The sequence below is a fragment of the Streptomyces sp. F001 genome (genome assembly GCF_004187715.1).
Lineage (GTDB): Bacteria > Actinomycetota > Actinomycetes > Streptomycetales > Streptomycetaceae > Streptomyces > Streptomyces flavusporus.
Map to the genome: position 1 here is coordinate 1 of NZ_QZWF01000020.1, position 12007 is coordinate 12007.

At 68.7% G+C, this 12007-nt stretch carries 11 protein-coding genes; 2 read left to right on the forward strand and 9 right to left on the reverse strand.

Annotated features, from left to right (window positions below; translation table 11 throughout):
- Positions 1 to 1202 (reverse strand): helix-turn-helix domain-containing protein (locus StrepF001_RS36520; RefSeq protein WP_129802467.1); only part of this gene is annotated, 1202 nt, incomplete at its 3' end.
- Between the two features lie 377 nt (positions 1203 to 1579).
- The gene (locus tag StrepF001_RS36525) at positions 1580 to 1849 is read right to left on the reverse strand and encodes a hypothetical protein (protein WP_129802468.1); all 270 of its coding nucleotides are present in this window, start codon (positions 1847 to 1849) and stop codon (positions 1580 to 1582) included.
- Between the two features lie 399 nt (positions 1850 to 2248).
- Here StrepF001_RS36525 and StrepF001_RS36530 point away from each other — a divergent pair, with 399 nt between their 5' ends.
- Together StrepF001_RS36530 and StrepF001_RS36535 are read left to right on the forward strand one after the other, a co-directional pair.
- On the forward strand, positions 2249 to 2776 hold the full coding sequence (locus StrepF001_RS36530) for a universal stress protein (RefSeq protein ID WP_129802469.1): 528 nt from the start codon (positions 2249 to 2251) through the stop codon (positions 2774 to 2776).
- Between the two features lie 150 nt (positions 2777 to 2926).
- A complete protein-coding gene (locus StrepF001_RS36535) occupies positions 2927 to 3493 on the forward strand; it encodes a GPR1/FUN34/YaaH family transporter (protein ID WP_129802470.1) in 567 nt (188 codons plus the stop codon).
- 173 nt (positions 3494 to 3666) lie between these two features.
- Here StrepF001_RS36535 and glmS read toward each other — a convergent pair whose 3' ends face one another.
- The 7 genes from glmS to desA all read right to left on the reverse strand — a co-directional run bounded on the left by glmS (position 3667) and on the right by desA (position 11859).
- A complete protein-coding gene (glmS, locus tag StrepF001_RS36540) occupies positions 3667 to 5484 on the reverse strand; it encodes a glutamine--fructose-6-phosphate transaminase (isomerizing) (protein WP_129802471.1) in 1818 nt (605 codons plus the stop codon).
- A gap of 15 nt (positions 5485 to 5499) precedes the next feature.
- Positions 5500 to 5757 carry a hypothetical protein gene (locus tag StrepF001_RS36545; RefSeq protein ID WP_129802545.1) on the reverse strand — a complete coding sequence of 86 codons (258 nt, stop codon included), beginning with the start codon at positions 5755 to 5757 and terminating at the stop codon, positions 5500 to 5502.
- Positions 5758 to 5843: 86 nt separating this feature from the next.
- The gene (locus StrepF001_RS36550) at positions 5844 to 6728 is read right to left on the reverse strand and encodes a DUF4429 domain-containing protein (RefSeq protein ID WP_129802472.1); all 885 of its coding nucleotides are present in this window, start codon (positions 6726 to 6728) and stop codon (positions 5844 to 5846) included.
- 116 nt (positions 6729 to 6844) lie between these two features.
- Positions 6845 to 8614, reverse strand: coding sequence for an IucA/IucC family siderophore biosynthesis protein (locus StrepF001_RS36555; RefSeq protein ID WP_129802473.1), 1770 nt, complete (start codon positions 8612 to 8614; stop codon positions 6845 to 6847).
- Positions 8611 to 9159, reverse strand: coding sequence for a GNAT family N-acetyltransferase (locus StrepF001_RS36560; RefSeq protein WP_129802474.1), 549 nt, complete (start codon positions 9157 to 9159; stop codon positions 8611 to 8613). The genes StrepF001_RS36555 and StrepF001_RS36560 overlap by 4 nt, the downstream gene beginning before the upstream one ends.
- Positions 9156 to 10433: a lysine N(6)-hydroxylase/L-ornithine N(5)-oxygenase family protein gene (locus StrepF001_RS36565; protein ID WP_240797828.1), complete on the reverse strand. Its 1278-nt coding sequence runs from the start codon at positions 10431 to 10433 to the stop codon at positions 9156 to 9158. The genes StrepF001_RS36560 and StrepF001_RS36565 overlap by 4 nt, the downstream gene beginning before the upstream one ends.
- Entirely contained in the window at positions 10417 to 11859 is a 1443-nt protein-coding gene (desA, locus tag StrepF001_RS36570) for a lysine decarboxylase DesA (RefSeq protein WP_129802476.1), read from the reverse strand. Before desA ends, StrepF001_RS36565 begins: the two co-directional genes overlap by 17 nt.
- Positions 11860 to 12007 lie beyond the last annotated feature (148 nt).

Here is a 12007-nt window from a genome sequence, read left to right on the forward strand (position 1 = left end):
CGGGCGTGGTCGGGCGACAGGGGCGCCGATGAGCCGACCGCGCTCGCGGCCGTGCGGCGGGTCTGGAGCGGGACCGGGGCCTCCGGGTGCAGGGGCGCGGCCGGAGGCCCCGCCTGGGCCGGCGGTCCGGTCATCGGTGGGGGCGGGCTGGTCGGGCCCTCGCTGTCCGACGGGCGGTCGGACTGCGGGCGCCGGGCGCGGTACGCCGCCCGGTACGCGGCCGGGGACGAGCCCAGCTGGCGGCGGAAGTGGCCGCGCAGGGCGACCGGCGAGCGGAAGCCGCAGCGGCCCGCCACCTCGTCCACCGAGTAGTCCGACGTCTCCAGCAGGCGCTGCGCCTGCAGCACTCGCTGGGTGATCAGCCACTGCAGCGGCGCGCTGCCCGTCAGTGAGCGGAACCGGCGGTCGAAGGTGCGCCGGCTCATGTACGCACGCGCGGCCAGCGTCTCGACGTCGAACTGCTCGTGGAGGTGTTCCAGCGCCCAGGCGACGACCTCGGCGAGCGGGTCGGCGCCGATTTCCTCTGGTAAAGACCGATCGAGGTAGCGCTCCTGACCGCCGCTCCGGCGCGGGGGGACCACCAGACGCCGGGCCAGCGCGCCGGCCGCCTCGTTGCCGTGGTCCGTCCGCACGATGTGCAGACACAGGTCGATCCCGGCTGCGGTGCCCGCGGAGGTCAGTACGTCTCCGTCGTCGACGAACAGCTCACGCGGGTCGACATGCACCGACGGGTAGCGCTTGGCCAGGGTCGGTGCGTACATCCAGTGGGTCGTGGCCGGGCGGCCGTCCAGCAGGCCGGCGGCGGCCAGCACGAACGCGCCGGTGCACAGGCCCACGATGCGGGCACCCTCCTCGTGCGCCCGGCGCAGCGCGTCGAGCGCCTCCTCCGGTGGCGGTGAAGTGATCGAACGCCAGGCCGGCACGACCACCGTGCCCGCCCGGGCGATCGCCTCCAGGCCATGCGGTGCGCTGAGTTCCAGGCCCCCTGTGGTCCGCAGTGGGCCTTCCTCGCCGCCGCACACCAGCAGTCGGTAGCGCGGCACGCCGGCGTCCTGGCGGTCGATCCCGAACACCGACAGCGGTATGGAACTCTCGAAGATGGGGCCGCCGCTGAACAGCAGCACCGCGACGATCTCCTTGCGGCGTCGCCCGGAGAGTTTCCGGACTGCGGCATCGGGCGCGGCGGTGGAGTCGTGGCTCATACTGCTAAGCCCCCCTTGGTGGTCGCGGCTCCTCGGTTGTGTCGCTCCTGCACGTTTCCCCTTGGTCCTGCACGAGTCCCCCGCCGTAGACAGTCAAGATCGAATCTACTGTGTTCCGCCGTGCCGGCGTGGCCGGTTCATCACCGGGCGCATTGTCGACTTGGCAACTTGGCGTAAAGCATTCGATCACGAAGCGTTGCACTCCCGGGCCGTGCAGGGAAGTGCGCCTTGTAGCAGTGGCCAATCCACGTAGGGTGCGCGAGCCCCCCGAGACCCTTTCCGTGCAGGTCGAACGGGGGGTGAGGGGTGCTTGGGGTCGGTGATGCACACCCTTGAGAAGTTGGCTGAAAAGATACGGGCGCGTGCGCGGAAACCGGTCAACCGGCCGGAGTATTTCCGCCTGACCGGCGTCCGCCCCGGTGCGCCCCCGGGCCGGTCCGGTGATGCCGGCCCCGCTGGGGCGCACCTTCCTCGGCGAGCAGCCGGGCGCCGCGCTCAGAGCGGCGCAGCAGAAGCCGGCAGACGGCGGTGACGACCGCGAGACCGAGGGCGGTGCCGGCGGCGCCGGCCAGGGAGGTTCCGTACCAGAGCAGCACCACCGGGACGAGGGCACAGCTGAAGGCGGCCCAGCGGATCAGGTCGGTCACCGGGTCGGGGCCGGGCGGGGTCCCGGGGTGTGCCTCGGGGGCGTGGGGGGTGCGGACATCGGGCTCCCTGTGGCGATGGTCACGGGGTTCAACGCCTGTTCGACCGGTCGGTCACTCCCGGCTTCGGGCGGGGCCTGATCTGGGTCGTCGCCGGGCGGAAGGCGCACCCTCATGTAATTGAATGCTGTGCAAACCGCCTGTACGGGGCAGCAACCATTGCGTTACGGGCGCCCCCTCGTGCATGCTCCGGGGAACCCGCCGCGGACGTGCGCGGGATCTGGGCTAAGGAGGCGTGCCGCCGTACCCTTGAGGGTATGGGGTCGGGAAGATGATTCCCGGACACAGCTCCGCCGCACACTGTCGTCCCTCCCATATAAGGATCACAACGCCGAGACAGCCATGGCCGGTCACGAATTCTTCGAACCCGCGGACCGCAAGCGGCCGGTTGCCGACCCGACGGCGGCCGATCCCCTGGCGGCGGAAGAGTCACGCCATGCGTGCGACCCCGCCTTCAAGCACGGCGTCGTCGTCGGCTTCGACGGCTCGACCTCCAGTGAGCGCGCCCTCGCGTACGCGATCGGCATGGCCCAGCGCTCCCGTGCGGGCCTGATCATCGTCCATGTGGCCAACCGGCTGCCCACCACCGTGTGGGCCGGCTGCGAGCCACCCGTGTTCGTGGATGTTCCCGACCACCGGACCGAGGTCCTGGGTCTGGAACTCGCCTGCGCGGACTACCTCGCCGAGGTGCCCTGGATCCTCGTCGAGCGCGGCGGTGACATCTGCCACGAACTCGAGGAGGTCGGGCGGGAGTACGAAGCGGACGCGATCGTCGTCGGCTCCACGCACGGCATCGTCGGGCGCATCTTCGGCTCGGTCGCCGGGCGGCTCGCCAAGCGGGCCAAGAGGCCCGTCGTTGTGATTCCGTAACTCGCCGTTGGCCCAGGTGAGATGCCCGGTGGGCACGGCGAACTCCCTTTGCGCGCTGGACAAATCTACTCGCGCGTAGATGTGTTTGTGCCTTTGTGAAGGGCATATACCGGTCACCGTACAACTGCACATGCATGAAGGGAGCCCGCCGTGGACAACGACGTCTCTGCGGGAAGCGGAATCACTACCGTGGTCGGCCGACTCGCCCTGGGTATCACCCTGTTGGCCTTCGGGCTTGGCCACACCGGCGTGATCGACGGTGTGTCGGCTGCTGACGCCGTATCAATCGCCCAGTACGTGGGCGGCATTGCCCTCTTCGTCGCCGGGCTGATGGCCTTCCGTGAGCGGGACTCCGTCGGTGGTACGGCGTTCTCGGTGCTCGGCGCGCTGTGGTTCACGTGGGCCGTGTCCGTCGACAACCAGGTATCCGCCAACGCGGCGGGGCTCTTCCTGCTGCTGTTCGCTCTTGTGGCGCTGTCTCTCACCCTCGCGGGTGGGGACCAGCTCGGACAGGGTGCGTACGGGCTGTTCTTCGTCGCCCTGTTGCTCATGGCGATCGCCAACTTCGCCGACGGCGACGGTCTGACCAAGGTGGGTGGCTGGTTCGCCGTGGCGGCGGGGGCGGTGGCCTGGTACGCCGCGACTGCGGCACTTGCGCACTGGCCGACGGCTCTTCCGCGACGCGCGGCGGGCCGGGGAGTGACGGCCACCGGTTAGCTGCGCAGGCTGGGGGGTTGGGCGGCTCCCCGGCGAATAGGGCGGACCCCCCGTGTTCGGTGGCAACACGTGGGGGGCCGTCCTCTTTGTATGGCCTCTGCGGGCGTGTGGGGGCTTGTCGCGCCCACGCGGCGGAGCCGCATATCGATACAGCCCCGCGCCCCTAAAGGCCTCTACTCGACCGTTACTGACTTGGCGAGGTTCCTCGGCTTGTCGATGTCCCTGCCGAGGGCCAAGGCCGTGTGGTACGCGAGGAGTTGGAGGGGGATGCCCATCAGGATCGGGTCCAACTCGTCCTCGTTCTTCGGGACGACGATCGTCTGGTCGGCCTTCTCCTGTTCCTGGTGGGCCACCGCGAGGATCTTGCCGCTGCGGGCCTTGATCTCCTCCATCGCGGCGCGGTTCTTCTCCAGCAGGTCGTCGTCGGGAACGATCGCAACCGTCGGGAGGGCGGGCTCGATGAGGGCGAGCGGGCCGTGCTTCAGCTCGGAGGCGGGGTAGGCCTCGGCGTGGATGTAGGAGACCTCCTTGAGCTTCAGGGAGGCCTCACGGGCCACGGGGTAGCCACGCACGCGGCCGATGAAGAGCATCGAGCGGGCGTCGGCGTACTGCTTGGCCAGCTTCTCGATCTCCTCCTCCTGCTTCATGATCTCGGCGATCTGCTCCGGCAGCCGGCGCAGGCCCTCGATGATCCGCTTGCCGTCCCGGACCGAGAGGTCGCGGGTGCGGCCGAGGTGGAGGGCGAGGAGGGCGAAGGCGACCGTGGTGTTCGTGAAGCACTTGGTCGACACCACGCAGACCTCCGGGCCCGCGTGCACGTAGATGCCGCCGTCTGCCTCGCGGGCGATCGCGGAGCCGACCACGTTCACGATGCCCAGCACCCGCGCGCCCTTGCGCTTCAGTTCTTGGACGGCCGCCAGGACGTCGTACGTCTCGCCGGACTGCGAGACGGCGATGTAGAGGGTGTCGGGGTCGACGACCGCGTTGCGGTAGCGGAACTCCGAGGCCGGCTCGGCGTCGGCGGGGATGCGGGCCAGCTCCTCGATCATCTGGGCGCCGATCATGCCCGCGTGGTACGAGGTGCCGCAGCCGAGGATCTTCACGCGGCGGATCCGGCGGGCCTCGCGGGCGTCCAGGTTCAGGCCGCCGAGGTGCACGGTGGAGAAGCGGTCGTCGATGCGGCCGCGCAGCACGCGGTCCACGGCGTCGGCCTGCTCGTGGATCTCCTTGTGCATGTACGTGTCGTGGCCGCCCATGTCGTACGAGGCGGCCTCCCACTCGACGGTGGTCGGCTCGGCGGTGGTGCGGGTGCCCTCGGTGGTGTACGTGCGGAAGTCGTCGGCCTTGAGGGTGGCCATCTCGCCGTCGTCGAGGGTCACTATCTGGCGGGTGTGGGTGACCAGCGCGGCGATGTCCGAGGCGACGAACATCTCCTTCTCGCCGATGCCGAGGACGACCGGGGAGCCGTTGCGGGCGACGACGATCCGGTCGGGGAAGTCGGCGTGCAGGACGGCGATGCCGTACGTGCCCTCGATGAGCCGGAGGGTCTCGCGGACCTTGTCCTCCAGCTTCTCCGCCTGGGAGCGGGCGATGAGGTGGACGAGGACCTCGGTGTCGGTCTCGGAGAGGAACTCGACGCCGTCCGCCTCCAGCTTGCGGCGCAGGTCGGAGGCGTTGTCGATGATGCCGTTGTGGACGACGGCGACCTTGCTCTCGGCGTCGAGGTGCGGGTGGGCGTTGACGTCGGAGGGGGCGCCGTGAGTGGCCCAGCGGGTGTGGGCGATGCCGGTGGTGCCCTTGAAGCGGGCCGGCACCTTGGCCTCCAGGTCCCGGACCCGGCCCTTGGCCTTGACCATCTTCAGGCCGGCCGCCTTCGGGGACGTGACGACGATGCCCGCCGAGTCGTAGCCGCGGTACTCCAGGCGCTGCAGGCCTTCCAGGAGCAGGGGGGCGACGTCACGCTTCCCGATGTATCCGACGATTCCGCACATATATATACGTATTCCTCAGCCGTAGACGATGCGCCGGAGCTGCCTGAGCGTGAGCTCGGGCGGCGCCACCGCGCGATATTTCAGGTCCGCCTCGATCCGTTCGAAGATCGTCGCGTTCACCAGGCCCTGCGCCTGGAGCTCGCGGTGGCGGCGACGGACGTATTCCTCGGTCGTCTCGTCGAAGTAGGCGAGCACGTCCTGGATCACGCGCAGCGCCTCGCCCCGGCTGAGGGGCGAGGACCGCGTCAGATGATCAACGAGTTCGTCGTGCACCCGGTAGATCCTGGAGTACGGGAGACGGTTTCGCAAGATTCCTGCCCGTTTCCGGGCAGGAGCTGTGTGTGACCCGTGTGCGACCCTCACTGCATCCGTTTCAGGACCGCCTGCTTGGCCAGCGCGAACTCCTCGTCGGTGAGCACACCCGAACGGTGCAGCTCGCCCAGCTCGCGCAGGCGGCGCAGCAGCGCGTCATGGTCGTCCTCGGTCGCGGGGGCGGCCTGCGCGGGCGGTGCCGCGTCCGGAGCGGGGGCGTCCGCGGCGGCCGCGGCCGGATGCGGGAGGCGGGCCTGTACGGCCGCCGCGACCAGGGCCATCAGCGGGTCCTTCTTGAAGCCCCAGAGCTCCACGGAGTTGGGGTCGTACTTCGGCGGGGCATTGGTGGGGGCGTTCTTCACGGTGAAGCGGAGGTAGCCGTTCTCCAGGCCGGCCGCCGGATGCCACTCCACGGCCGCGATGTCGGTGACCGCCAGGACGCGGGTGCCGGCGGCCGACTTGGCGTCCTCCGTCTTCCAGTTCCACTCCAGGCGCACCTGCTCGCCGTCGAAACTCGCGGTGCCGTCGCCGGCGGCGGCCGACAGCGGGACCGCCGGGCCCGGCAGCAGGTACTGGGAGACCGGGTCGGAGGGCACCTGGTCCAGCAGAAGGGCGTTGCGCACCTCGTCCACGACGTACTCGGCGACGCCGTAGCGGTCGGAGTCGACGATCAGCTGGTACGGGTCGTGGGGTTCGGTCAGCCGGCCGCCGGTCGCGTGCAGCAGCGGATCGGCGCCGTCCCGCAGCCGCAGCCGGAGCCGTCCCGTCTTACGGCCGTGTTCGAAGGATATGCCTGCCAACGCCCCCAGAGGTACGACGAGTTCACCCAGCGCCTTGCGCAGCAGACCGACGTTCTTGTCCCGCCCTGGGGTCAGCCGCAGGGCGTCGCCGTCGAAGACCCATGTGCCGTCCTTCTGGATGATTTCCACCATGAGGGGGATTGTTCCACCCGGCTCACGAGAGAGTGGTCCACACCTGTGGGAGCTCAGGGAACGCTGACGGGCACCCCGGAGGACCGTACTCCGGGGTGCCCGTCCGTCCGAGGGGCTCAGCGCCCTGCGATGGGGTTCTTCAGGTTGCCGACCAGCTGGAGTGCGCCGGACGGGTCCGCGAGGTCCACCATCTGCTCGTTGTTGCGCAGCTGGAGCCGGTTGAGGCAGGACAGCGCGAACTCGGGGGCGAACATGTCGTACTGCCGGAACTTGTCGGCGAGTTCGGGCATCGACGCCTGGTACTCACGGGTGACGTCGGCGACCGTGCCCCAGAAGTCGTCCTCCTCCAGGATCCCCTCGGTGGCGAGGTTCGCGGCGAGGAAGCGGAAGAAACAGTCGAAGACGTCCGTGAAGACGGACAGGAGCTTCTTGTCCTCGGGGACGTCCACGCGCAGTCGCTCCACCGTCGGCGGCAGTACCGCGTCCCGGTCCATGACCGCGATCTCCTCGGCGATGTCCTTGTAGATCGCGCGCTGGACGGCGCCGTCCTTCAGCACCAGGATGACGTTCTCGCCGTGCGGCATGAAGACCAGGTCGTAGGCGTAGAAGCTGTGCAGCAGCGGGGTGAAGTACGCCCGCAGGTAGCGGCGCAGCCACTCCTGCGGCGCCAGCCCCGACTGCTCGATCAGCGCGCCCGCGAAGGAGGCGCCCTCGTGGTCCAGGTGGAGCAGGGAGGCCATGGTGGCGAGGGACTCGCCCTCCTGGAGCGACGGCACCGGGCTCTCCCGCCACAGCGCGGCCAGCATCTTGCGGTACGGCGAGTAGCGGTCCGTCGCCTTCTCGTACTCCAGGTGCCGGTAGCCGACCGCCGCCCGCTCGCGGATGATCGACAGGCCCGTCGACTTCAGCACCGGGTCGCCCTCGATGAGCTGGGCGAGCCAGTCGTTGATCGCCGGGGTGGCCTCCATGTAGGCGGCGGACAGTCCGCGCATGAAGCCCATGTTGATGACGGACAGGGCCGTCTTCACGTAGTGCTTCTCGGAGTGGGACCGGTTGAAGAAGGTGCGGATGGACTGCTGGGCCAGGTACTCGTCGTCGCCCTCACCGAGGCACACCAGGTATCCGCGCGCCACCTCGGCGGCGAAGGTGACGGTGAGCTTGTTCCACCACTGCCAGGGGTGGACGGGGATGAGGAGATAGTCGGCGGGGTCGAGGCCCTGGTCCGAGAGTGTGTCGCGGAAACGGTTCAGCGTCACATCGCCCAACTCGTCCCGCAGAAAGGACTCGTACTCGATCCCGATGCCGGCCGTGAACGCCGCCCGCGACCGGTGCGCGGCCAGCCACACCAGCCGGACCGGGCTCGCGGTCTCGGGGGCGTACGACAGGTACTCGTGGATCCCGAAGCCGAGCCGCCCGTTGTTGGCGACGAAGCAGGGGTGGCCCTCGGTCATGCCGGTCTCGATGTCCTGGAAGCCGCTTTTCGCGAGCTCGGCGACCGGGACCTGCGGCTTGGTGAGCTTGTAGCAGATGCCCGAGAGGGTGGAGGAGATCTCCTCCAGGTAGACGGGGAGGATCTCGTCGCTCAGACCGAGCGCCTGCTTCAGCTCGATGAAGAAGTCCAGCGCGGCGAGCGGGAGCTCGGTGCCGTCCCGGTGGCGGGTGATGGAGCCGGCGTCGACCTGCCAGTGGTCGAGGGCGCGGCGGGTGGCGGTGAAGTGGTACCGCGTCAGCCCGTCGTCGCTACGGACGACGTACTCGTCGCCGTCCTGCTCGGGGGTGATCAGCCGCTCGTGCGCGAACTCGGCGAGGGCCTTGCGGATCAGCAGGCGGTTGGCCTGCTCCCAGCGCTCGGGGGAGAGGTGGGCCACGGCGTCGGCGAGGCTCATGCGGCCACCCCCGTCGCCGCCAGACTGTGTTGAATTTCAAAGAACTGCTCACGGGTGCAGAAGCTCAGCAACGCCTTCTTCTCCGGCTTCTGGATCTCGCGCTCGGCCACGAAGCCGACGGCCTCGTTCAGGGCGTGCACGGCCTTGTTGGACACGTCCGGCTCGACGACGACGCGTTCCACCGCCGGGTCCTCGAAGAGGTGCGCCATGACGGCGGTGATGACGGACCGGGTGAACCCGTGGACCGGTGTGTCCGTCGGCGGCACCAGGAAGTGCATGCCGACGTCTCCGGGCCGGGGCTCGTAGAGGCCGACCAGTTCACGGTGTGCGGGGTCGTACTTCTCCATGAGGAAGGCGGGTTCGCCGTCCTGCAGCCCGAGCAGCGCATGGTGGTGCTCGTCGGCCGCGATCCGCATGTACTCGCGCTCGACGTCCTCCAGCCTGGCGCCCTGCATCATCCAGAAGGCCGCCTTGGGGTGCGTGACCCAGGCGTGCAGGAGCTCCGCGTCCTTCAGGGGGTCGAGAGGGCGGAAAGTGAAGGTCATACGGCGAACTCCTGGAACGCGATGGTCTTCTCGACCGGGTAGTACTCCGAGCCGAGCAGCTCGCGGATGATGTAGCTGTTGCGGTACGCGCCCATGCCCAGGTCGGGGGACGTGATGCTGTGGGTGTGGACGCCGGCGTTCTGGAGGAAGACGCCTCTGCCGGTGACATCGACGGCGTAGTTGCGGGCGACGTCGAAGTTGCCCTGGGAGTCGTGGACGAGCCGGTCGCGGATCGGCGCCAGGAACTCCGGCTCGATGTACTTGTAGCCGGTGGCGAGGACCAGGCCCTGCGAGGTGATCTCGAAGTCCCGCTCCTGCTCCTCCTGACGGAAGCCCAGGGTGTACGTGCCGTTGTCGTACGACGCGCTGTTCAGGGACGAGTTGGTGAGCAGCCGCGTCGGGACCGGGCCGCCGAGGTTCTTCTGGTAGAGCAGGTCGAAGATCTCGTTGATCAGGTCGCCGTCGATGCCCTTGAACAGGCCCTTCTGTTCGGCCATGAGACGGTAGCGGGTCTTCTCCGGCAGCGCGTGGTAGTAGTCGATGTACTCCGGGGAGGTCATCTCCAGCGTGAGCTTGGTGTACTCCAGGGGGAAGAAGCGCGGGGAGCGCGTCACCCAGTTCAGCTGGTAGCCGTGGACGTCGATCTCGCTGAGCAGGTCGTAGTAGATCTCGGCGGCGGACTGGCCGCTGCCGACCAGCGTGATCGACTCCTTCTGCTGCAACTCCGCCTTGTGCTGCATGTAGCGCGAGTTGTGGAGGAAGTCGCCGCCCAGGTCACGGCAGGCCTCGGGGATGTACGGCGAGGTGCCGGTGCCGAGGACCAGGTGGCGGGCGCGGTACACGTCGCCGGTCTGTGTCTTCACGACGTACAGGTCGTCCTCGTACGTCACCTCGGTGACCGTCGTGTTGAAGCGGATGCTGCTCGCTCTGTTCGCGGCCCAGCGGCAGTAGTCGTCGTACTCGACACGCAGCGGGTAGAAGTTCTCGCGGATGTAGAACGAGTACAGGCGGCCCTGCTCCTTCAGGTAGTTGAGGAAGGAGTACGGGGATGTCGGGTCGGCCAGGGTGACCAGGTCCGACATGAACGGCGTCTGGAGATGGGCGCCGTCGAGGAACATGCCGGCGTGCCACTCGAAGTCGGGCTTCGACTCCAGGAAGACCCCGTCGAGTTCGGTTATGGGCTCGGTGAGGCAGGCGAGGCCGAGGTTGAACGGGCCGAGCCCGATCCCCACGAAGTCGTAGGTCTTTTTCGTGGTGTCAGGAAGCGCGGTCAAGGGATTCTCCCAGGTACTGCTCGGCATGGCCGGCGATCAGATCGAGGACGGCGGCGATGTCGGACGCCTTCGTCTCGGGGTTGAGCAGGGTGAACTTCAGGTAGTGACGGCCGTTCACCTTGGTGCCCGCGACGATGGCCTCGCCGGAGGCGAACAGGGCCTTGCGGGCGTAGAGATTGGCGCGGTCGATCTCGGCGGGGTCGGTGACGGACGCAGGGATGTAGCGGAAGACCAGGGTGGACAGGCTCGGCTCGACGACGACGTCGTAGCGCGGGTCGGCGGCGAGCAGTTTCCAGCCCTCCTCCGCCAGGTCGCAGACCTCGTCGAAGAGCTGCCCGATGCCGTCGGCGCCCATCACGCGCAGCGTCATCCACAGCTTGAGGGCATCGAAGCGGCGGGTGGTCTGGAGGGACTTGTCGACCTGGTTGGGGATACGTTCCTGCACCATGCGGCGCGGGTTGAGGTACTCCGCGTGGTAGGTGGCGTGGCGCAGCGTGGCCGCGTCGCGGACCAGGACCGCCGACGAACTCACCGGCTGGAAGAAGGACTTGTGGTAGTCCACGGTGACCGAGTCGGCTCGCTCGATGCCGTCGAGGAGGGCGCGGCGGGTGAGCGAGGTGAGCAGTCCGCAGCCGTAGGCGGCGTCGACGTGCATCCAGGCGCCGTACTGGGCACACAGCTCGGCGATTTCGGGCAGCGGGTCGATGGAGCCGAAGTCGGTGGTGCCGGCGGTGGCGACCACTGCCATGGGGACGAGACCGTCCCTCTTGCAGCGCTCCAGCTCATGGGCGAGCGCGACCGTCTGCATGCGCTTGTCGTGGTCGACGGGGATGGAGACCACGGAGTCCTGGCTCAGGCCGAGCAGTTTCGCCGACTTCTTGACGCTGAAGTGGCTCACCTCGGAGGCGAAGATGCGCAGTTCGGCGAAGGAGTGGGTTTTGGCCTCCTCGCGGGCCAGCAACAGCGCCTGGAGGTTGGACTGGGTGCCGCCGGAGGTGAACACACCGTCGGCTGCCGGGCCGAGGCCGATGCGCTCGGCGGTCCAGTCGATGAGCTTGCGCTCGATGAGGGTGCCACCGGCCGACTGGTCCCAGGTGTCGAGGGAGGAGTTGACGGCGGAGAGGATCGCCTCGCCGAGCACGGCCGGGATGACGACCGGGCAGTTGAGGTGGGCCAGGTAGCGGGGGTGGTGGAAGTAGATCGCGTCCCGGAGGTAGACGTCCTCCAGTTCGTCCAGGACCGCGGCGGTGTCGTGCAGCGGCTTGTCGAGGTCGATCTGCTCGATGCGGGGAGAGAGGGCGTCGACCGTGACGCCGGTGAACGGACGGGTGGTGGTGGCGAGTTTGGCCGCCACCCGCTCGACTCCCTCGGTCACGGAGCGGCGGTACTGCTCCGCGGTCGTGTCATTGAGCAGGTGCGAGCGCATGTGGGGGTCCTCCGGTGGGGACGGTCCGTGCGGGACGGGTGAGAGGCGGGGCCCGCCCGGCTTAATTTAGGTTAGCCTAACCTAAGTATCACTTGCGAAACGTCGGCCCCACCGTGATCACGATCACTCCGAACCGCGGCCTGCGGGG

Coding starts and splice junctions, on each gene's coding strand:
- StrepF001_RS36530 (WP_129802469.1), top strand. CDS start 2,249: ATGGCCGGTCACGAATTCTTCGAACCCGCGGACCGCAAGCGGCCGGTT.
- glmS (WP_129802471.1), bottom strand. CDS start 5,484: ATGTGCGGAATCGTCGGATACATCGGGAAGCGTGACGTCGCCCCCCTG.
- StrepF001_RS36550 (WP_129802472.1), bottom strand. CDS start 6,728: ATGGTGGAAATCATCCAGAAGGACGGCACATGGGTCTTCGACGGCGAC.
- StrepF001_RS36555 (WP_129802473.1), bottom strand. CDS start 8,614: ATGAGCCTCGCCGACGCCGTGGCCCACCTCTCCCCCGAGCGCTGGGAG.
- StrepF001_RS36560 (WP_129802474.1), bottom strand. CDS start 9,159: ATGACCTTCACTTTCCGCCCTCTCGACCCCCTGAAGGACGCGGAGCTC.
- desA (WP_129802476.1), bottom strand. CDS start 11,859: ATGCGCTCGCACCTGCTCAATGACACGACCGCGGAGCAGTACCGCCGC.